The sequence below is a fragment of the Microcoleus sp. SVA1B4 genome, assembly GCF_036700545.1.
Taxonomy (GTDB): Bacteria; Cyanobacteriota; Cyanobacteriia; order Cyanobacteriales; family Microcoleaceae; genus Microcoleus.
On the sequence record NZ_JAUBPB010000076.1, the window covers coordinates 1 to 20,119 of the forward strand.

Consider the following 20,119-nt stretch of genomic DNA (forward strand, 5'->3'; position numbering starts at 1 on the left):
GGACGGGCGGGACGCCCATCCCACAATAACAATTAAAATTGTAAGTTATTTAATTCGCGATCCTAACTGGCGCTAACATATCTAAATGTAGGGTGCGCCGAGGCACACCTTACCCTAATTTTAAATAAAATCGAAAATCGAAAATTCTGTCACCGTTCTAAAAATCATCATCAGGGCCCTCATCAGGGCCCTCATCCGAGTTCTGATCGCGACGCACAAGTTCAGAAGGAGGCCTATCGTTACTCCATGCCCACCACACGGAATCGCACTGGCAGCGGTAAAATTCTTGCCATTTGCGACGGTTGAACTCGGTATATACTGGCGATCGACGATTAATCCAGACATCAGCGGCATCCGTGCAGCTAGCGCCGCACTTGGGGCAGCAAAACTCATTAGCGTGAACCGCCGTCGCAGTCCATTCAGGAGGATGTGGAGCAAAAGCTTCCATGTGTTAGAGTTTCTATCTAAACTGCTGGTAATTACGGCAAATCAAGGCTTGCAAAAGATCCGCAGAGTTCGGAATGACCTAAGCAATGACATAAGTACGCTGTTGAGTGCGTAATTCATCTGCCCGTTATTTTTTTTAGCATTTGCCGTCAGATGAATAGTATAACTGATGTGGTGCAAGCCGTCGATCGGCATTCTCAGCTATTTCAAGGACTAAGCTCATGTCTATCTACAATCTTATCTCGTTTCTGGGCATCTTTGGCCTGTGTGCGATCGCCTGGGTTTTCTCAGAAAATCGCAAAGTTCAGTATATACCTTGGCGCGTCATCATCTGGGGCATTGGCCTGCAATTAGTCTTAGGATTTTTAGTATTCCTGTTCCCCCCAACTCGCATCGCCCTAGAGTGGTTTACTAGCTTACTGGATGGAGTATTCACCGCTGCTGACGCTGGAGCGAGGTTTGTATTCGGGAGCAATGTTGTACCCATACCTGGTAAAGAGCCGGCAGTTAATTTAGGATATATTTTTGCCTTTAGAGCTTTACCGACAGTCATCTTTTTTTCTGGCCTCATGGCCTTGCTATACAACATCGGCGTGATTCAAATTATCACCGAACTTTTTGCCAAAATATTTTATACGACAATGCGCTTGAGTGGTGCGGAAGCCCTCAGCGGCGCAGCCAATATTTTCGTAGGAATTGAAGCGGCAATTGTCGTCAAGCCATATTTGCCAAAAATGACTCGTTCCGAACTTTGTGCAATCCTCTCTTGCTGTTTTGGGACTGCCGCTTCTTCAACATTAGCAATTTACGTTAGTTTTCTAAAGCCTGTTTTTCCAAATATTTTAGGACACTTAGTTTCAGCCTCAATTATCGCCATTCCCGCTTGTTTTGTCCTCTCCAAAATCTTAGTACCAGAAACAGACACACCCCTGACAATGGGCGGCATTCCCAAGGAAGAACGGAAGCCTAAAGGCCGCGAGTTTGTGGGCGAAGAAATTTCCGAAATGGACGGCGAAGCGATGCCACAAGAGACAGTTGGAGGAGAACCCATCGAACGAGTCAGCCCTCTCGATGCAGCGATAATTGGTGCATTGGACGGTGTAAAAATGGCTGTGGCCATTGCCGCTGTTTTGATTTTGATTTTAGGCTTAGTTTCCTTAATCAATCAATTCTTTGGTTGGCTGGCAATTTTGCCCGGCCCAATTGGGGGCTTTTTCAAAGTTGTCACCTTAGCCAACATTATGGGATTTTTATTTTATCCCCTGACGCTATTAACAGGAGTGTCCATTGACGACTCTTGGCAAGCATCAGTAATCATCGGACGGCGACTGTTAGAAACAGCGATTCCGCCCTATCAAAGTTTAGCAGAAGCATCGGCAAAAGGACTGGTGAGCGATCGTACAGTTTTAATTGTCAGTTACGCCCTTTCCGGCTTCGCCCACTTAGCCTCCGTCGGCATATTTGTCGGCGGTACGATCGCCCTAATTCCATCCCGCCGCAAAGACATTTCCGAACTCGGTTGGAAAGCATTATTTGTCGGCACCTTAGCCACAATGATGATCGCTTGCATCGCCGGCACCTTCGACACCGGAGACGCCAGCATTTTAGGCGCTAAAACAGCCCCTGTTGCCCCGCTAACAGCCCCTGAATCTCTAAAATCACCGCCATCCCCAGCCGCGAATTCAAAGCCGTCAGTTGCCCCAGCAATTGCCAGTCCGAAGCCTTCGGCTAATACCGAAAAAGTGGCTCCGAAAGCTCAAGAATCTCCCTCTCCCGCATCCAAGAAAAACCCTTAATAATCTTCTATTGACTTGTAGGGGCGGGTTTTTCCAACAATATTTAACTCCCGTTAAAAATCTACAGAAACCCGCCTGCACACAACCAATAACCTACATCAACTTTGCTTTCGATAAAACAAGTTAGGAACGGACTCTGACCCAAGAAACCGGGTTTTTTACCAAATCTGTGGTTGTCACAAAGTATTCTCGCAAAAACCCGGTTTCTGGCCACCCGTGCATCAGATTGCGATTTGCCCTTGGGTGAGTGAGGGCGGGTTTTAGAGATTGTAGGTTTTAGACAATTATGGTTGGTGAACCCGCCCCTACAAGCCCCTGATGGATGTTGTTGTTTTTTATGCCGATGCAAGCAATTCCCAATTCCCAATTCCCAAAATTTATGAATCCCGAACCAGAAATTCGCCGCCTGTTAGATGTGATGCCTGCTTCCGGCCGCATGATGTGTAAAATTATTAATAAGCCACAACAATCAGCGGTAATTGACTGCGATTTTCCTTTACCTTGGAATCAATCTCGCCCGATTTATATTAATTTTGATTTGTGGCGGCTGCTATCTAAGCCGCAGCGGGATTTATTGCTATTGCGGAATGTAAGTTTTCTGTGCAATTTTAAGTGGTTTAAACCGGATATTTATCAAGGTGCAGCTCTGGCAGGAATTGTCGGGACTGTTGTAGAATTGTTGCAGCCAGATGCGGTCGGCACTGCGATCGCGGGCGGTTTGACAGGACTCGCCATGACTCGAATTTGGCGCGACAACCGCAGTTCCCAAGTAGAGTTAGATGCTGACGAAGGGGCGATTAGAGTCGCGGGAAGGCGTGGTTACAACGAAGCTGAAGCGGCCGGACATTTACTTGGGGCGATCGAGGCTGTGGCGCAAATTGAAGGGCGCAGTTTGGATTTTAATGAGTTGATTCGGTGTCAAAACTTAAAGGCGATATCGGGTATTTCGGCAGTGGGCGTACCTGATAGTGTGAGGAAAGAGTAATGCGATCGCAAATTATAACCATTCATCTCTGTACAGACAAACTAACAAGTTGCTTGAGAACCCGCATAGCTTCATTTAAGCCATTATTGCGACTATTGGAAATACTAAATAAATCTGACAGCGCATATTGATTTATTTCCCCGCGCAGCAGCTTCAGGAAAATATATTCTTCGCCGTTACTTATCATCCCAAAAGTAGAGTTTTCGGGGTAAGGATTTCCCATCATGTATGCTAAAGTCTGGGGAATCGCCCGCGAAACACTGAAACCATATTCTTTACTTTCAATTACCACTATCCAAAATTGATTTTGAATGACTAAAGCATCAATCCGCCCCTGTAAAACCCGATCTTCGTCTTCTGTGACAATCTCCACTTTCAGAGACTGTTCGCCTCTAATTCTAAAAGGCAAATCGCATAAACCCATGACATCGAGGAGAGGATGCAGCATGATAATATTGACTGTACCTTCCGAAATTTCATCTCCTTCTATATAGGAAAAATAGCGATTTTTCAATCTGTCTAAAGAAGCTATTTCACTTGCCGTCAATTCGGGTAATTCCCCCAGCCATTCGGTAAATGCTAGGGGATTGCTGCTGCGAGTTAAATTGAACTTAGTGCGGAGATCGCTCAATTTTGTAATTGCTTTACTAATAGCAGTTTCTTGAATCATAAACTTGTTTATCTATCTACATTGTTAATTGTATCATAATTTTTTATTCTCAAATCAACGCACGGCTATCAAGTCGCTGGACTGAACTACGCACCGCGCTAACTTTACAGCGTGGTGCAATACGATTGCCTACTTATTTTGAGGTGGCGTTTGCCTAAAATCTGCCTAGCCTTGCTTCGGTTTTTTGAACCTTTTACCTTTCTATATACAGGACGTTGACAATGCTTAAGAACTTTTTCGCCTTGACGGCGGAACTTGGGATTTTCAACCATTACTCGGTTTGAATCGGTGTAATATTCCTTTAACCCCACGTCTAAGCCAATAGTGTTCCCAGAGGGTTCTGTGTTTTCTTTTCTGTCAACATCAATGCAAAATAGACTATCAATCTATCCCCCTATGGCTCCTCCTCATCTACTCGCCGACTGAGATAATCCGGCAACTCATCAAAACATACCCCCACCAAACGGCAAAAATCCCTCATTTGCCGAACAGTCATCGTAGGTTCGTCTCCCTTTTCCCATCGCCGCACCGACGAAACCGACACCCCCATCCGCACAGCCAACTCTTCTTGGCTCAAGTTAGCGTCCTCTCGCAGTCTCCGAAAAGGCAACTCATTTTCTGGTTGCCGTTGACGTTGCCTTTTTTTTACCATATTATTTTAACTATCCAATTTAAACGCTTAAATTAAGCGGTTAGTGGCACAGCCATAGCCAAAACAGACTGCACTAAAAATAAAAGGTGCAATTCTGTCACTTTTCTATGGGCAAACATACCCAATTTAGAATACAGCCATGAACACCCCAGAAACTGCGAATGCCTGGATTATTTACCGACTCCTGCCCAACTTTCAGCGCTTACCTGTCGCGCAATTTCTCAGCCGCAGCGAAGCAGAATCTTCCCTGAAAGTCATCCGGCAAATGCTACCCAATACCGAATTAATACTTGCTTTCGAGGTTGGGCCAGAAAATCCAACTACCGAACCGACTCAGCCCCCTGCTAAAAAGCCAAACTTGCAAACTTCAGTTAACCAAGAACTCTTGAAACTTTTCATTATCAGTTCTCGTCCTGTTGTTTCCCGTGTCATTCATTCTTTTCACCGCGATAATTTTGCCTGTGTTTCTGACTGGAGTCCGCTTGTCCCAACTCAAAATCCCGGTGAAGTGATGAGCGTCTTAATTAAACATTTGGCCGCTGACTCTTAGTGACGGTCTAGTTCCCGCCTTGGTAGGGGCAATCCCTCGGCGATCGCCCCTTACCTATGACCTAGAACAGTGATAAACTTGATATTCATACCCATCCACCGCAGGCAAATCGCGCGATTCAACCTGACATTTTTGTGATTCTAGATTGACAGGTGCGCGAAAATTAACCAACCACAAATCAAGCGGCCGTTCTAATTGACTGAGTGTTTTATCAAGTGTCCCTGCCGCTATTTCCGGCGCATCTTTTTTCAGATTAGCCAAAAGAAACAGCGGAGAATCAAAGGCTTTAACTTCCTCTTTCTTCCTAACATCCGTTACATCCGTTACATCCGTTACAAAATCCGTTGCCGAACTTCTTTCCCATTCCCACCCTATCCCCATCAACTCTCCTATTTCTACATGAGTCTTTTGAGTAGTGGCAATTAACACGGGAACTTTCGATACTTCGCGGACAATCGGAATTAAAAGGTCTGGTTTGTAATATTTGCGATAGCCAAGATTGGAATTTACTGTGACACCGCTAAAAAAACCCATTACTAAAATTAGCACCACTGCTTTTTTGCCAGCAATTTCCACAGCAGGTAAATTAAACCATTGACTTTTTGCTGTAGGTGTGTTAAAAATAACCGCCAAGGTTGCTCCTAAAAGCAATATCACCCCCGGAAAGTAGACGAAATTGTATCGTGCGCCGCGAGTTAGGTCAATCCCTAGAATATATGCAAAGCTGAAAAATTGGAAAATTGCTCCTAGCACAAATCCGCCGAAAATAACAGTACCTAAACGAGTATCGGGCGTTGTTAAGGAATTTTTAAGAGCGCTAAACAGGATGGGAAGCACCAATATAAAAAATATTGTCATTGCGATCGCCGATACAACTACTACTGCCAAATTTGGCGATTCCACCGGCAGCAGAGAGATGACAGTGATCCATCCAGCTAAAGCTTGAAAAATCGGATTAACCCAACTTAAAAATGTGCGATCGCCGCTGACAATCCAATTAGTTAGTTCGCTGCCGTACTTGTTGGACAAAAAGACCGGCAACCAAACTAAACCGCCAGCCAAAGTGCCGATCGCTACGGCTAAAAGCCGCCAGATGATTTGAAATTGCCAAATATTAGGCTGCTGGCTGTTGTCAATTGCCAATTTTCCATTAAACTGCTGCCAGATTACAGCAATTAATGCTATTGCTTCCGCACACAAAGTCAGTACAAAAAAGTAGTGAACCGCAATTCCCAAACAATTAACAACTACCCAAAGCAGCACCGCCCAAATAGGCAGGGGAGCGCGCTGTTGCAGCTTTCTTGCAGCTAATACGAGGCAAAAAAGAGAGGCAATAACTAATAAGATTCCTAAAGTGTAATGGCGAGCTTCTTGAGCGAGATAAATGCCGTAGGGAGAAAGTGCCATCATCGCGGCCGCACATTGACCGATTAAACGGGAACTAAAAGCAAACTTGCCTAAAAAGTAGATAGCGGGAACTGAAATCACGCCCAATAATGCAGGAAGAGCTCGCCCAATCCAAACTAAACTATCCTCAGAAACCGCAAACAACCGCATCCACCAATGAGCGAGCATAAAATATACTGGTGGATGGTTGCTTTCTAGTAGCAAATTGCGGAGCACGTCGGCGGTGTCAGCATCGGGGCGCAATTGCAGCGGTTGTAATAATGTAGAAAGCTCGATCGCGCGATCGATCGGCACACCGCGAAAACTGTTGCCCAAACTAAATACTAGAGTCGAAAACTCGTCTGTCCACAGCGGTTTCGAGTCCAAATTGGCAAAGCGCAAAATCAAGGCGATCGCCGTCCACAGAAATAGCAACAACAGTTGTTTGTTCTTAATCATTAATTCAGTCAATCGATTTTAGATTTTAGATTTTAGATTTTAGAATTGAAGCATTGACTTGCGCGAGATAAATCCGGGGGCTTGTATCCTAGATGCTTTCGGTCATTCAAAGGCATAGGGCAGGAGACCAATTTGTCATTAGCCATCAGTCATTTTATCCATTATCAATTACCAATTACCCATTTCGCATTACCCATTTCCCATTACCTACTTCACGTCCGTCACCCGCCAACTCAGCTTCATATTGATCCAGAAATTCCACAGAGTCACAGTTGCGATCGCAATCAACTTAGCCCAATATTCGTTTACCTTAAAAACATTAAACAGCACATTCACCAGCAGCACATTTATCATCAAGCCAATCAAACAAATCACATTAAATTTTAACAGCCGTTTCAAGCGCTGGCGCTTTCCCGGCTGCCGCTTAGAAATATCACCAAAAGTCCATAAATCGTTCCACAAAAAATTATTGAAAATTGCCACTTCAGCAGAAAAAATGGCACTGCGAGTCAGCCCCAAACCGAGGACAGTCCGCAGCAAGTAAAAAACTCCCATATCCACAAAAACGCCGCTGAAACCAACCACGCCAAACCGCAGGAATCGGCCCATCGGCCAGCGGGCAAACCGCAACCGAAGCAAATGTTGCAAATACTCAATATACTGTTTCCAGGTAACTTTGCTCTCCCCTTCTTGCCGCTCGTGAAACACGTAACCAACTTCTCCAATCCAGCGGATATCGCCTCTGCCGAGCACTTCAATCAATATTTTGTAGCCAGCAGGATTCATGGTTTTGCCCGCTATGCAACAGCGCCGCACCATAAAATACCCGCTCATCGGATCGGAAACTCGGCCCACCACTCCCGGCAGGATCACCAACCCCACGGTTTGAGCGCCCCGCGATAAAAATCGCCTGACAACGCTCCAGTCGCTCACCCCGCCCTCGCCCACGTGACGACTCGCAGCGGCCAAATCGGCTCCCCGCTGAATTTCTGCTAAAAGCTGCAACAGCGTCTCCGGGGGATGCTGCAAGTCGGCATCGATGACGCCCAAAACCTCGCCCCTAGCCGCCTGCCACCCGCGAATCACCGCTGTGGAAAGTCCCCGCTCGTCTTCCCGGCGCATCACCCGCAATTGCGGATATTCCGGTGTCAGGGAAAGGGCGACTTCCCAAGTGCGATCGGGGCTGTCGTCATCGACTACAATTAATTCGTAGTTGCCGGGAATGATGCCATCGAGCAATTGGCTCAATTTTTCCACAATACTCTGGATATTCCTGCGCTCGTTGTAGGTGGGAATTACCAGGGAAAAATAAATTGACGGTGTGCCTGCGTCTACAAAAGTTGAACCGAAAGTCTGTATAGCAGGAATTTGCAAAGGCCCCGACGGCACTGGCAATACCTGATTTGGTTGGTAGCTGCCCATAATTTCAGTGTTCAGAAAGTGAAGGATAGTTTGGGAGCACTTGAGATTGTAAAATATCGTTCCTCCATAATTGATTAGTTAAAATATAAAAACGCCTTAATTCTAGTCAGTAATTCTGTAATTGAGTTAAAAAGAAAACTGTGGATGCAATTCTCGATCGAGCTTTACAAGGTTATAACATTTCTTCTGCAGAGGCATTGGTACTTTTGCAGCAAACAGAGCCAGACGCGCGAGCTTCTATTCAAACAACCGCTGACTTGCTCCGGCGCCGACAATCAGGGGATACTGTCACCTATGTTATCAACCGGAATATTAATTTTACTAACATTTGCGAGCAGCATTGCAGTTTTTGTGCATTTCGCCGCGACGAAGGAGATGAGGGCGCTTTTTGGTTAGATGCAGCTCAAATTCAGGACAAGGCAAGTGATGCAGTGCAGCGGGGTGCCACGGAAATTTGTATGCAGGGGGGCTTAAATCTTCAAGCTAAGCTCAACGGCGCATTTTTACCTTATTATCTGCAATTGGTGAAAACTATTAAGGATAAATTTCCGCAGTTGCACTTGCACGCTTTTTCGCCGCAAGAAATAGAATTTATTGCCAGAGAAGATAATCTTAGTTTCAGCTATGTAATTTCGGCTTTGCAGGATGCGGGAGTTGGTTCGATGCCGGGAACCGCAGCGGAAGTTCTCGACGATTCTGTGCGACGGGTGATTTGCCCGGAAAAACTAAATTCGGCAACTTGGCTGGAAATTGTGGGAACTGCTCACAGTCTGGGTTTGCCGACAACGAGTACGATGCTTTGCGGGCATATTGAGACTGCCCAACAGCAGGTTTTGCATTTAGAAAAAGTGCGATCGCTCCAACAAACTGCGATCGACCAAAACTATGGGGCACGCATTACAGAATTTATTTTACTACCATTTGTCGGACAGGAAGCACCGGCACCTTTGCGGAGTCGAGTCGGCCGCGACCAACCAATTTTAGCAGATACATTGTTACTCACCGCTGTATCGAGAATCTTCTTAGGCAATTTGATTCCCAATCATCAACCGAGTTGGGTAAAATTAGGTTTAGATGGAGCTACAGAAGCGCTGAAATGGGGCTGCAACGACATCGGCGGTACATTGATGGAAGAGCACATTACTACAATGGCCGGTGCGGTTGGCGGCAGTTGTCAATCTGTGGAAGATTTGCAAAATGCGATTAGTTCTTTGGGGCGGAGTTATCAGCAAAGAGATACAATTTATCGACCTTTAGGGGTTGATAATGTGGCAGTAAGTGTGTGATTTTTTGGATGGGAAGTGCGAAGCCCGTAACGTCTCCTACGAGTTTAGCCGTTAGCGAAGCCCTCGGAGAGGATCGCACTTTCAAATTCTTCTAGCGCTTGCAAATTTCCCACCTGCCAAGCACGTTCCACTGTAGCAGGAATCAGTTGGGCGATCGCGATTTCTGGAAAATTCGGACTCATATCGGATTCTACATACTCTCCATCTTGCAGCAAATAAATGAGAAGTCTGCCACTGTCATAAACCCATACTTCGGGAACTCCAATCATTTTATAGGCATCTATAGTAGTTTTAGAAGTTACATCCGTCTCAATTGCTAAATCCGGCGGCGGAGCGTCGGGTTGCAGTCTGCGGCAGCCGATCATCCGTTGATAATTTAGAATGTAAAAGCAAGCATCAGGTTCAACTCCTGCTGCACCTTCCCGTTTGAAAGTAGTAGAACCAAAAGGTTGGTATCTTCTGCCCGCCGACTTGAGTAAAATTTTGACAATATCAGAGATTAAATCTCTGGGAATTTCGTGTTCTGGTAAAGGAACCATAATTTCTAAAGTTTCTTTGCTGTAAGCAACTCGTGCCGAGCGCTTTTCTCCTAATTCCTGCAAAATAGACTCAAATTCCAGCCAAGTTATATTGGGAATAGTTACGACACTACCGGGAGAAAGCGTTATTTGGCTAACGGGTTTTAGGACGGGGGTGATAACAATCATAAGCTGAATAGGGAGCTAGTTGTTAAGTTTGTGCCAAGGGCAGGCAGGATGCCTACCCCACAAGAGTTTTTGGATATATCTGTTGAGTTTAGCACGGGCAACCAGAAGAGATTCGCGATCGCACTTTTGACTCAATTCTAGAAAGCTCGATCGCACATTTATGACTTCATTGCAGCCGGATTAATTTGACTAACAGACTCATGATTTCTCCCCGATCGGGTGTAATAATGATGCGATTGTCGGGAATGGCGATGGGATGAGTCCAACGAACAGCTTCCTCGTAGCGCAATGCGTGCAGTTGGTGGATAGTTCGCCGTACCCCCAGCGGCGAACCGATGATGACGTGACGGACTGCTTCGCGATCGCCCTCAAAGGTTTGGTTGGTTAAAACATTGGGCGATGTTTGGTTCGACGATGAATCTTGCAACATAGCTTTGACCAATAATTTTGGATAGGTTGGATGCTTTGTAACGGTAAAACCGCGTACAATAACAAGTTGAAGAAAAGACAGCAATTCCCCTACAGCACAAGTGGCTTACCTGGTGCGGTCTAATCTCTATTAGTTTAAATCTAAATTAATTTAGGGTAGATGTCAATTATTTTAGGCAAAACCCAAATAAATTAATATAACTTAACAAATAGCCTATGGAAACCTCAGAAAGAGCCGATCGATCGCCCCTAATGCGACTGAGAGTTCAGCGGTTTATGACTCAAAAGCAGCTAGCAGAAGCACTTGGCGTTACGGAAGCGACGGTAAGCAACTGGGAAGCTGGGCGATCGGTACCGAAGCTAACGCCTGTTCAATACAAGAAGTTGCTAGAGATTCTGCAAATTACCTCTGCTGAATTACCAGACCAATTTGGTTTTCCTAGCGATGCTGATGGATAGAAAATGGAATATTATAATTGAGGCGTTTTATTTAAACGAACTCATACAATGTTTTGAAAAAATGCCTATTCCACAACATATCAAATTTATTGTGGGGTGGGCCGAAAAGCCCGCCCAAAGCAACAGGCAAGATGCCTGTTCCACAACCTATCAATTTATTGTGGGCTGGGCCGAAAAGCCCGCCCAAAGCAACAGGCAAGATGCCTGTTCCACAACCTATCAATTTATTGTGGGGCGGGCCGAAAAGCCCGCCCAAAGCAACAGGCAAGATGCCTGTTCCACAACCTATCAATTTATTGTGGGCTGGGCAGAAAAGCCCGCCCAAAGCAACAGGCAAGATGCCTGTTCCACAACACATCAATTTCTTGTGGGGTGGGCATCTTGCCCGCCCCAAAAAAACTTACCTCTCGCCCTTTTACACCTTAAACTTCTCCACAATCCGTCTCATCGCTTCCTCCACATTCTCCCGACTATTAAACGCCGAAATGCGGAAATAACCCTCGCCCGCCGCACCAAAACCAGAACCGGGTGTTCCCACCACATTGCAAGTTTCCAGCAACTTCTGAAAGAAATCCCAACTCGACAAACCGTGAGGCGTTTTCACCCACACATAAGGTGCATTTTCGCCACCAAAAACCTCGATTCCCGCCGCTGTCAATTTCTCGCGAATAATCGCAGCATTTTCCATGTAAAAATTGACTAATGCCTGAATTTGTGCCTTGCCAGCCTCAGAATAAACCGCCTCAGCACCGCGCTGCACGATGTAAGAAACTCCGTTAAATTTAGTAGATTGGCGGCGGTTCCACAATTTCCAAATTTCGACATCGGAACCGTCTGCTGCTTTTCCAGTCAAAGTCTTCGGTACAACTGTTAGCGCGCAGCGAGTACCCGTAAAACCAGCATTTTTGGAAAAAGAACGAAATTCGATCGCACAATCCCGCGCGCCTTCAATTTCGTAGATAGAATGCGGTAAACTCGGATCGGTAATATACGCTTCGTAAGCCGCATCGAAGAAAATAATCGAACCGTTAGCTTTAGCATAATTTACCCAAGCTTGCAAGTGTTCCTTGGTTGCAGTTGCCCCGGTCGGGTTATTCGGGAAACACAAGTAAATTAAATCGACTTTTTTGTCGGTGGGAATTTCCGCAGTAAAATTGTTTTCTGCTGTAATTGGCAGGTAAACTAAGCCGCCGTATTCGCCATTTTCGTTCGCATCTCCCGTGTGCCCAGCCATCACGTTAGTGTCTACATACACCGGATACACTGGATCGGTAACTGCGATCGTGTTATTGTTGCCAAAGATATCGAGAATATTGCCGCAATCGCACTTAGAACCATCAGAAATAAAGATTTCCGAAGCATCAACATCGCATCCCCGCGACTTGAAATCGTGCTCGGCAATTTTCTCCCGCAGCCACTCATAACCTTGTTCCGGGCCGTATCCTTTAAAGGTATCCCGCGAGCCCATGTCTTCCACCGCCTTCACCATCGCCTCCCGACAAGCAGCCGGTAGCGGTTCCGTTACGTCGCCAATCCCCAGCCGGATGATGGGCGCTTGGGGATTCGCCTCTGCATAGGCTTTCACCCTGCGCCCAATTTCGGGAAACAGGTAGCCGGCTTTGAGTTTGAGGTAGTTGTCGTTGATAGTTGCCATAGTTCGATCGCTACAAATGTCGTAGAATAGCTTATACCATTTTAGATTTTAGATTTTAGATTTTAGATTTGAAGAATTGAAGAATTGAAGAATTGAAAAACTGGGAATGACTGATGACTATGGGGGTTGGCAGCTTGCAGGCAGTTGCATTCTGTTTTGAAATTGGTATTACTACTAATCGTCTTTCTCAAGCAAAAGGAAGTTCGGCAACAAATTTTATCAGGGATTTAACGGATTTAACGGATGGATATTGAGGAGCGAGGGAAGATTTTCCCCGTTCGGACACTCGAACACTCGGCAAATCCGCCATCACAGGCAATCTGCAGAGTCGCTCACAGCTATTGACAAAAAAATCAAACTATCTTGTATAATCAAAATAGTGTGCAGCGCAGAAACAATTATGGACGAGATCGAGTACGCCAAACTCTATCAGGAACTGGCGGCAATTCTGGATGAGTTTAATTTGGGTTGGGTAGTGCAACAAGTAGCGGATACTGTAGAGATAGGCAAAGTAATTGAAGAGCGATCGCTCAAAAGAAAAACACCTCTGCTCAAGATAGAAGATTATACCGCAAAAGAACAACTTTTGCTGTTAATTAATGCTGTCGAACAAGCGACGGTCAACACTTCCGAAATGGAAGACGAAATTGCTTATTTCTTGAAAGTAGAATCAGAAACCTCACCCCTCGGCACAAAAATTACCTTTGCCAATTCAGGTGCAGAAACTGCCAAAACAATTGAGTTTACCTCCAGCGTCACAGCCCCCCGTCACAAACAGGCGATCGCCCTCAAGCACTTGCTGGAAAAACTGCCCTCCGGGCCCAGCAACTACGCCATCAATTCCGAAATTAAAAGCAAATTAAAAAGCTCGATCGATCCCGATTTTAACACCGCGGCAGAACAATCCAGAATTTTTGACACTTACCTCTTCACTATTCTGCTAAAAGCAGTTGCTAATGAAGGCGGTACTATTTATTACAACAATGTTTTAGACGACGAAACACCGAAATATTTAACATTTAGAAAAACAGCGGGAAAAATCCACGGAACTGCACATCCATACACTCATGCTGTTGTGGAATTTCCCGACAAACCAGCCCTGGAAGTTCACCTAGGAGTAAAAGTCCAAGGTAGAGCCGGAGTTCTGCACAACTGTAATGTTTTAATTTTGTACCAAAAAGAAGCAAATATCTGTCGCTTGCTCAACCGCGAACCCCGACACTCGCAGGTAATTTTAGCAGTAAAATCGGAACACAGCACCTCAGAACTTAAACTAGAAATGGCTGGTGCTTTTATCGGCTTAGCATCAGACATTCGCTACGAAGGTGGCAGCTATTTCATTTCTAACAGTTACTCACAACCCGTAGCCAAACTGCTAACTACTGCTCGCAAAAAATGGGAACACAACATTTTTCCGAGAGCCACAAACGATGTCCACCGACTGATGTACTCATTTCAAACTATCTTTAAAGACTTTAAGGCAAGAAATTGATTCAGTTAATCAGGACTAAGGCCAACTGTCACAAAAGTCTTGCTACATTTTTTGTGTTAGGTTTCGTTTCACGAGCCTAACCTACTGTCTGATTCAAGTAAGGAATGTTTTTCTGGTTGTTTCCGGAGGGGTAAATTCGAGTTTCCTAAATTTGCCCGGTTAAATGTATCTGCTAATGTATCTGCTACATGAGCCAAGAAAATAATCTATCATGTTGCGAGCACCCGAACCTTACGAATAATGTTTAAGAAAGATAAATCTTCCCTGTTGTTTACGATCGGAGCCGCCACACTTCTGATCGGTTTAGGCTTTGTCACGTACTACCTCGTCATTTCCCGTGGGCCCGCCAAAGATTTGCCGCCGGGGGCAACGGTTGTCCCGCAAGATACGATGATGGCCCTATCCATCAGCACCGATGAATCGCAGTGGAATAGACTGCGAGAATTTGGCACGCCGGAGTCAAAAGCTTCGTTTGAGAGGTTTTTAACTCAAATGCGCGATCGCCTGCTCACAAGCAACGGCTACGCCTACGGGCAAGACATTCAACCCTGGGTTGGTAACACAGCAATGGTAGCCTTTCTCCGCAACAAAATAGCTATACCAGCCCCCTCGCCGGCACCCAACACGCCCCCATCTCCGCCAATTCAACAGTCAGTGGCAATTATCCTGCCAATTGCCAACCCAGTCAAAGCCAAAGAATTATTAGCAAAACCCAGACCCCTTAGCCAAGGAAAAATTGTTGAGCGTAATTATAAAGGGGTGCAAGTCACAGAAACTCAAGGCGTACCCGATCGCAATTTCTCCGTCGCGGTACTCGGCACAAGGTATCTAGCAGTCACCACAGATCCTAGCGCTACAGACAGAATAATCGACACCTACAAAGGCGAACCTTCCCTAGCAAAAACCCCTGGCTATGCAGACGCCATAGACAAAATAAAAAGTCCGGGAGCCTTCGGTCAAATCTACGTCAATATGCCCGTTGCCGCCGCCTATGCCGCCGCCAACTCAGCCCGCGAAATTTCGCCAGAAAGCCTCGAAAAACTGCAACAAAATCAGGGATTTGCCACCACAGCGACGCTGGAAGAAGAAGGAATTGCCTTCAAATCAGTCTCTTGGCTAAAACCCGATTCTACCAGAAGGATAGCAGTAGAAAACAATGCTCTAAAAATGGTTAACCGCCTGCCCAACAATACAATAATGATGGTATCCGGCGGCAACTTGCAGCGTTTGTGGCAAGACTACGTATTGGGAGCCGAGGCCAACCCGATTTCCCCGATTAATCCCCAAGTTTTACGCACAGGTTTAAAATCCACTACGGGCCTGGATTTAGATAAAGACTTAATGAACTGGATGGCGGGAGAATTTTCTCTATCATTAATACCGGCGCCCGCCCAGAATCCCAGAGACAAATTTGCTGCCGGATTTGTATTTATGGTGGAAACAAACAACCAGGGCGCCGCCAACAAATCCCTGAAACAGCTTGATGAAACGATGAAAACTAAAGGATTTAGAGTGGAGGAAATTCAAGTCGGCGGCAAACCGGCGATTAAATGGACATCGCCGTTTGGAGGGATTACGGTAACTCGCGGCTGGATGAACAATGTAGCGTTTATGACAGTAGGAGCTCCCGTGGTGGATGCGATCGTTCCGGCACCAAAAAGTCCGCTTTTAAGCAGCGAACTGTTCCAGAAAACAGTACGATCGCAACTTACACCCCACAACGGCAATTTCTTCATCGACACCGAGAGTGCGTTTAACCCGAAAAACCTAGCTTTGCCGGAGTTTCCTCCCAGCCAAAAAATGTGGATAGACGCCACGCGGTCGATCGGCGTTACAGCGGCCGTCATTGGCGATCGTACCACCCGTTATGACGCTTTTGTCGGTCTCAAAAAATCCACCCAATCCACTCCTTCACCGCGCCCTGCTTCACCGCGCCCTGCTTCTCCCAGTCCCTCGCCCACTGTCCAAACTTCACCCAATTAACTCTTAAATCCTGCCACAAATCCGGCTGCACACCCCCTTAACGACCAACAGGGCGATCGATTAAAATCCCAAACCCGCCGATCGAAATCGGCAATAATCGAGTTGACTATAAGAGGGAAATAGAGCCGGATTTAAGGAGTTTTACTTCACAAAACCTCACACAAAAAAGCCCAAAAACCCGGTTTTTTATTTAAATAAACCGGGTTTCTGAACACCCTAACAATTTGACTTACTAAAGAAGAATTCAGCAGCCAGAATCCAGAAGGGATTCTGTGCGACAGGATGGAGAATCGAGGTTTAAAGCCCCGATTTTAATCGTGGATCACAAAAATTCTTTCCGTGACCCTTAACTCTCACTTCAGGCAGGGGGTATTCAGAATTCTGAATTCTGGATTCTGACTCCTTCTCATTTCTGCTTTTCATAATTTTACTTTTCGGCAAATGTAGAGTATTTTTTGTTTTGTATAAAATATTTGGGGATGTTTCCGGGTCAGTCTTGGGGGAGCATCTCATATTTGTAAAAACACTTCTTCTGGCTCCTTCCTTCTGACTCTTTCCTCCTGCCCCGCAGCAAGAGAGCCTTCTGCCTCACAACTCCAATTTTGGGCTTGCCTGCTTTCATTGAGATGCTCCCAGTCTTGGACGCAAAAACCTAGTTTTTGAACCCCTCTACTTCCTTCATACTATCAATAATAGTTAAAAGCCCCGGTTCCTCCCGGTGGGAGTGCCTCTAGAAAAGTATTTTTTGTGTTTTTTTATTAATATGTCATGCGGAAGATACAGAGCCTAGCCATTTCGAGTTATATTTAGATTGTGGAGAAGATACGCTGAGAAAATTGCAAAACCAGAGGCCAATTCTACCCATTGACTCCTAAATGCAATTGCAGTCAGAAACCAGGTTGCTTCATAAATATAGCGTCTTCAACAGTTCTGAAAAACCTATGCAGATATTGGCATTCCTAGTCAGCACCTGTACAACATCGGAACCGGCAGTCAAGCATCTTAACTGACTACGTTCATCTGGTCACGACACCGTGATGTAAACGCCAGCAATATGCACTGTCGAAGGCGATTAAGGAACGAGTGAACAGGTTGATAGCCAAGCGTATCGCTTTCCTAAGCAGGGAACGTGAACCTTTACCAGGCAAACCTTACTTAGCAATAAGACTTACAGAATAGCTCACAAATACCCCCTCTGAAAATGAGGGGTAGATTTCCAATCTTCTACGCACATTGACCAGAAACAGCACGGATGTGCAGATATTTATTGACACAGCCGTAAACCCAAGTTTTTTCTACAAAGCCGGTTTCTTTACCTAATTTCTGTGATTTATATATTTTACCCATTAAAAACCTATGAAAACCGTCAAAAATATTCAAAAAACGTCGAAATCCCTATCTAAAGCAAGAATAAGCAAACTGGCACTTGCTCTGCAAATAGTCTTAATAAATCTTTACTTTGTGCAAGCAAAAGCTGAAGGTCAAACAATTGTGCCAGCGGCGGACGCAACGGGTACTACCGTCACTCCCGCAGCGCAAAACGGAACTCCTGGGCAGCCAACTCGCTTCGATATTGAAGGCGGACAATTATCGAGCGATCGACAAAATCTTTTCCACAGCTTTACAGAATTCGGCTTGTCGGAAAATCAGATTGCCAACTTTATATCAAACCCGAACATTCGCAACATTTTAGCGGGAATAGGCGGTGGCAACCCCTCGATTATTAACGGCTTAATTCAAGTAACCGGCGGCAATTCTAACTTGTTTCTAATGAATCCATCCGGCATCATATTTGGCAACAGTGCCAGCTTAAACGTGCCGGCTTCTTTCACAGCAACCACCGCCACCGCTATTGGATTTGGTTCAAACTCGTTTAACGCTGTCGGTAGTAGCACTTACACATCTCTGACAGGCGTGCCCAATTCCTTTGCTTTTGGGGCCGATCGAGCTGGGGCAATTATCAGCACGGCAGACTTAGCAGTCAAGTCAGGGCAGAATTTAACCTTGCTCGGCGGCACCGTTGTCAGCACAGGCAGCCTTTCTGCCCCAGACGGTCAAATTACCGTAGCATCAGTCTCCGGGACAAATTTAGTGCGTGTCAGCCAGCGAGGCAATTTGCTGAGTTTGGAAATCGAGCCGCCCTCAGCGACGAGCCCAGGAACAGCGCCAACAGCTTCGACATTCTCGATCGCATCCTTGCCCGAACTGCTCACAGGCATCGGTGAAACGAACGCTACAGGCCTCAGCGTCAATGCCAACGGTGAAGTGGTACTCACGGCCTCTAACCGAGCAGTAGCTGCGGGGGACGTGGCACTAAAAGATGCAAACGCTCGGGCGATCGACATTCAAGCAGCCAACAGCATTGCAGTCAGCGGAAACCTGACAAGTTCCCAAGGCGGCCCAATCGCCCTAGAAGCTAGTGGCGACATTCGCACTGCGGATCTCGACTCCGACTCCGACACCACCGCAGGCGGCAACATCACCGTCACCAGCCGTACAGGAAAAGTAGAAACAGGCAATATCAACGCAGGATCGATCGACAAAAACAGCAACGCCGGAGACGTTAGTATTGCAGCACCCTCAAGCAGCATTCAAACAGGTTTCATAGACGCCAACTCCGAAGAAAAACAAGGTGGCGAAGTCACCCTCAACGCGCGCAACGATATCGAAGTAACCCATATCAACACCGAAGGTAGAACAGGCGGAGGAGAGATTGATATTACAGCCGGCGGCAATTTCCGAGCGACAGGCACTTTCACAAACGATAACAACTGCTTGTCGCAAGCTTGCAGCATTTCCGCATCCACGACTGGTAGCGCCAATGGTGGAGATATCACCATTCGCCACGGTGGCGAAGCCTCGAACACTCTTTTCACCATCGGGCCAGACTATAACAGAGTCAACGGTACTGCTGGCAGCATTGCCACCGGCGGTCCAAAGAAGGAAAATGTGATTACAAAGGGAGGTTATTTCAGCCCCAACCCTCAGATAGTACAGCCGACACAAATTAACATTACGGCTTCTTCAGTATCGCCAGCACCAACACCAGCACCCGCAGCGACACCAACACCCGCAGCGACACCCGCACCAACACCCGCACCAACACCAACACCCGCACCAACCCCCGCACCCGCAGCGACACCAACACCCGCACCCGCAGCGACACCAACACCCGCACCAACACCCGCACAAACACCCGCACCCGCACCAACCCCAGCACCCGCACCCGCACCAACCCCAGCACCCGCACCCGCACCAGCACCAGCACCCGCACCCGCACCAGCACCAGCACCAGCCCCAGCACCCGCCCCAGCACCAGCACCAGCACCAGCACCCGCACCCGCGCCCTTACCCGCGCCGACTCCCCCGCGAGCATCCCTACCAGCGCCAGCACCCGCGCCAGCACCCGCACCCGCGCCAGCACCCGCGCCCGCGCCAGCACCCGCGCCAGCACCCGCGCCCGCGCCAGCACCCGCCCCAGCACCCGCGCCCGCACCAGCACCCGCGCCCGCACCAGCACCCGCGCCAGCACCCGCGCCAGCACCCGCGCCCGCGCCAGCACCCGCACCCGCACCCGCACCCGCACCCGCACCCGCACCCGCACCCGCACCCGCACCCGCGCCCGCACCCGCGCCCGCACAAACATTAACGCCGACGCCAGCGCCAGTCCCAAATCTGCCACCAGCACCGACAATTACTCAAAATCCAGCGCCAGTCCCAAATCTGCCACCAGCACCGACAA

General features: G+C 47.1%; 17 protein-coding genes and 1 pseudogene. 9 read left to right on the forward strand and 9 right to left on the reverse strand.

Annotation, left to right across the window (positions count from 1 at the left end; all coding sequences use genetic code 11):
• Nucleotides 1-157: 157 nt before the first annotated feature.
• Nucleotides 158-448: a hypothetical protein gene (locus tag QT987_RS25365; protein WP_333245812.1), complete on the reverse strand. Its 291-nt coding sequence runs from the start codon at nt 446-448 to the stop codon at nt 158-160.
• A 220-nt stretch (nt 449-668) separates the two neighbouring features.
• On the opposite strand from QT987_RS25365, the gene QT987_RS25370 reads away from it, so the two are divergent.
• A complete protein-coding gene (locus tag QT987_RS25370) occupies nt 669-2,243 on the forward strand; it encodes a nucleoside transporter C-terminal domain-containing protein (RefSeq protein ID WP_333245815.1) in 1,575 nt (524 codons plus the stop codon).
• 379 nt (nt 2,244-2,622) lie between these two features.
• Entirely contained in the window at nt 2,623-3,228 is a 606-nt protein-coding gene (locus tag QT987_RS25375; RefSeq protein WP_333245870.1) for a DUF3318 domain-containing protein, read from the forward strand.
• A 22-nt stretch (nt 3,229-3,250) separates the two neighbouring features.
• On the opposite strand, the gene QT987_RS25380 is transcribed toward QT987_RS25375, so the two are convergent.
• The 3 genes and pseudogenes from QT987_RS25380 to QT987_RS25390 all read right to left on the reverse strand — a co-directional run bounded on the left by QT987_RS25380 (nt 3,251) and on the right by QT987_RS25390 (nt 4,550).
• Nucleotides 3,251-3,898: a type I restriction endonuclease gene (locus tag QT987_RS25380; protein WP_333245818.1), complete on the reverse strand. Its 648-nt coding sequence runs from the start codon at nt 3,896-3,898 to the stop codon at nt 3,251-3,253.
• A gap of 38 nt (nt 3,899-3,936) precedes the next feature.
• Nucleotides 3,937-4,272: pseudogene (locus tag QT987_RS25385) on the reverse strand (transposase); the annotation flags it as partial.
• A 20-nt stretch (nt 4,273-4,292) separates the two neighbouring features.
• Nucleotides 4,293-4,550 (reverse strand): helix-turn-helix transcriptional regulator, encoded by a 258-nt coding sequence (locus QT987_RS25390; protein ID WP_333245821.1) that lies wholly within the window; start codon nt 4,548-4,550, stop codon nt 4,293-4,295.
• Between the two features lie 139 nt (nt 4,551-4,689).
• On the opposite strand from QT987_RS25390, the gene QT987_RS25395 reads away from it, so the two are divergent.
• The gene (locus QT987_RS25395; protein ID WP_333245823.1) at nt 4,690-5,100 is read left to right on the forward strand and encodes a hypothetical protein; all 411 of its coding nucleotides are present in this window, start codon (nt 4,690-4,692) and stop codon (nt 5,098-5,100) included.
• A gap of 54 nt (nt 5,101-5,154) precedes the next feature.
• Here the strand turns inward: QT987_RS25395 and QT987_RS25400 are convergent, their stop codons facing one another.
• Together QT987_RS25400 and QT987_RS25405 are read right to left on the reverse strand one after the other, a co-directional pair.
• Nucleotides 5,155-6,945 carry a glycosyltransferase family 39 protein gene (locus QT987_RS25400; protein ID WP_333245826.1) on the reverse strand — a complete coding sequence of 597 codons (1,791 nt, stop codon included), beginning with the start codon at nt 6,943-6,945 and terminating at the stop codon, nt 5,155-5,157.
• Between the two features lie 207 nt (nt 6,946-7,152).
• Nucleotides 7,153-8,367 carry a glycosyltransferase gene (locus tag QT987_RS25405; RefSeq protein WP_333245829.1) on the reverse strand — a complete coding sequence of 405 codons (1,215 nt, stop codon included), beginning with the start codon at nt 8,365-8,367 and terminating at the stop codon, nt 7,153-7,155.
• A 140-nt stretch (nt 8,368-8,507) separates the two neighbouring features.
• Between QT987_RS25405 and cofH the strand changes: the two genes are divergently transcribed.
• On the forward strand, nt 8,508-9,653 hold the full coding sequence (gene cofH, locus QT987_RS25410) for a 7,8-didemethyl-8-hydroxy-5-deazariboflavin synthase subunit CofH (RefSeq protein ID WP_333245833.1): 1,146 nt from the start codon (nt 8,508-8,510) through the stop codon (nt 9,651-9,653).
• A 44-nt stretch (nt 9,654-9,697) separates the two neighbouring features.
• Here the strand turns inward: cofH and QT987_RS25415 are convergent, their stop codons facing one another.
• Complete coding sequence (locus tag QT987_RS25415; protein ID WP_333205838.1) at nt 9,698-10,360, reverse strand: Uma2 family endonuclease; 663 nt, start codon at nt 10,358-10,360, stop codon at nt 9,698-9,700.
• A 166-nt stretch (nt 10,361-10,526) separates the two neighbouring features.
• Nucleotides 10,527-10,790, reverse strand: coding sequence for a hypothetical protein (locus QT987_RS25420; RefSeq protein ID WP_333245838.1), 264 nt, complete (start codon nt 10,788-10,790; stop codon nt 10,527-10,529).
• Nucleotides 10,791-11,005: 215 nt separating this feature from the next.
• Between QT987_RS25420 and QT987_RS25425 the strand changes: the two genes are divergently transcribed.
• Nucleotides 11,006-11,248 (forward strand): helix-turn-helix domain-containing protein, encoded by a 243-nt coding sequence (locus QT987_RS25425; protein ID WP_190745066.1) that lies wholly within the window; start codon nt 11,006-11,008, stop codon nt 11,246-11,248.
• A gap of 415 nt (nt 11,249-11,663) precedes the next feature.
• On the opposite strand, the gene QT987_RS25430 is transcribed toward QT987_RS25425, so the two are convergent.
• Nucleotides 11,664-12,902, reverse strand: coding sequence for an LL-diaminopimelate aminotransferase (locus QT987_RS25430; protein ID WP_333104794.1), 1,239 nt, complete (start codon nt 12,900-12,902; stop codon nt 11,664-11,666).
• Between the two features lie 113 nt (nt 12,903-13,015).
• Between QT987_RS25430 and QT987_RS25435 the strand changes: the two genes are divergently transcribed.
• The 4 genes from QT987_RS25435 to QT987_RS25450 all read left to right on the forward strand — a co-directional run.
• The gene (locus tag QT987_RS25435) at nt 13,016-13,156 is read left to right on the forward strand and encodes a hypothetical protein (RefSeq protein WP_332950583.1); all 141 of its coding nucleotides are present in this window, start codon (nt 13,016-13,018) and stop codon (nt 13,154-13,156) included.
• A 146-nt stretch (nt 13,157-13,302) separates the two neighbouring features.
• Nucleotides 13,303-14,394 (forward strand): hypothetical protein, encoded by a 1,092-nt coding sequence (locus QT987_RS25440; RefSeq protein ID WP_333245841.1) that lies wholly within the window; start codon nt 13,303-13,305, stop codon nt 14,392-14,394.
• A gap of 240 nt (nt 14,395-14,634) precedes the next feature.
• Nucleotides 14,635-16,377 carry a DUF3352 domain-containing protein gene (locus tag QT987_RS25445; RefSeq protein ID WP_333245844.1) on the forward strand — a complete coding sequence of 581 codons (1,743 nt, stop codon included), beginning with the start codon at nt 14,635-14,637 and terminating at the stop codon, nt 16,375-16,377.
• Nucleotides 16,378-17,733: 1,356 nt separating this feature from the next.
• On the forward strand, nt 17,734-20,119 hold a 2,386-nt coding region (locus QT987_RS25450), incomplete at its 3' end, for a two-partner secretion domain-containing protein (protein ID WP_333245847.1).

Coding starts and splice junctions, on each gene's coding strand:
- QT987_RS25425 (WP_190745066.1), top strand. CDS start 11,006: ATGGAAACCTCAGAAAGAGCCGATCGATCGCCCCTAATGCGACTGAGA.
- QT987_RS25405 (WP_333245829.1), bottom strand. CDS start 8,367: ATGGGCAGCTACCAACCAAATCAGGTATTGCCAGTGCCGTCGGGGCCT.
- QT987_RS25365 (WP_333245812.1), bottom strand. CDS start 448: ATGGAAGCTTTTGCTCCACATCCTCCTGAATGGACTGCGACGGCGGTT.
- QT987_RS25375 (WP_333245870.1), top strand. CDS start 2,623: ATGAATCCCGAACCAGAAATTCGCCGCCTGTTAGATGTGATGCCTGCT.
- QT987_RS25440 (WP_333245841.1), top strand. CDS start 13,303: ATGGACGAGATCGAGTACGCCAAACTCTATCAGGAACTGGCGGCAATT.
- QT987_RS25390 (WP_333245821.1), bottom strand. CDS start 4,550: ATGGTAAAAAAAAGGCAACGTCAACGGCAACCAGAAAATGAGTTGCCT.
- QT987_RS25370 (WP_333245815.1), top strand. CDS start 669: ATGTCTATCTACAATCTTATCTCGTTTCTGGGCATCTTTGGCCTGTGT.
- QT987_RS25380 (WP_333245818.1), bottom strand. CDS start 3,898: ATGATTCAAGAAACTGCTATTAGTAAAGCAATTACAAAATTGAGCGAT.
- QT987_RS25430 (WP_333104794.1), bottom strand. CDS start 12,902: ATGGCAACTATCAACGACAACTACCTCAAACTCAAAGCCGGCTACCTG.
- QT987_RS25420 (WP_333245838.1), bottom strand. CDS start 10,790: ATGTTGCAAGATTCATCGTCGAACCAAACATCGCCCAATGTTTTAACC.
- QT987_RS25400 (WP_333245826.1), bottom strand. CDS start 6,945: ATGATTAAGAACAAACAACTGTTGTTGCTATTTCTGTGGACGGCGATC.
- QT987_RS25415 (WP_333205838.1), bottom strand. CDS start 10,360: ATGATTGTTATCACCCCCGTCCTAAAACCCGTTAGCCAAATAACGCTT.
- QT987_RS25395 (WP_333245823.1), top strand. CDS start 4,690: ATGAACACCCCAGAAACTGCGAATGCCTGGATTATTTACCGACTCCTG.
- QT987_RS25435 (WP_332950583.1), top strand. CDS start 13,016: ATGACTATGGGGGTTGGCAGCTTGCAGGCAGTTGCATTCTGTTTTGAA.
- QT987_RS25445 (WP_333245844.1), top strand. CDS start 14,635: ATGTTTAAGAAAGATAAATCTTCCCTGTTGTTTACGATCGGAGCCGCC.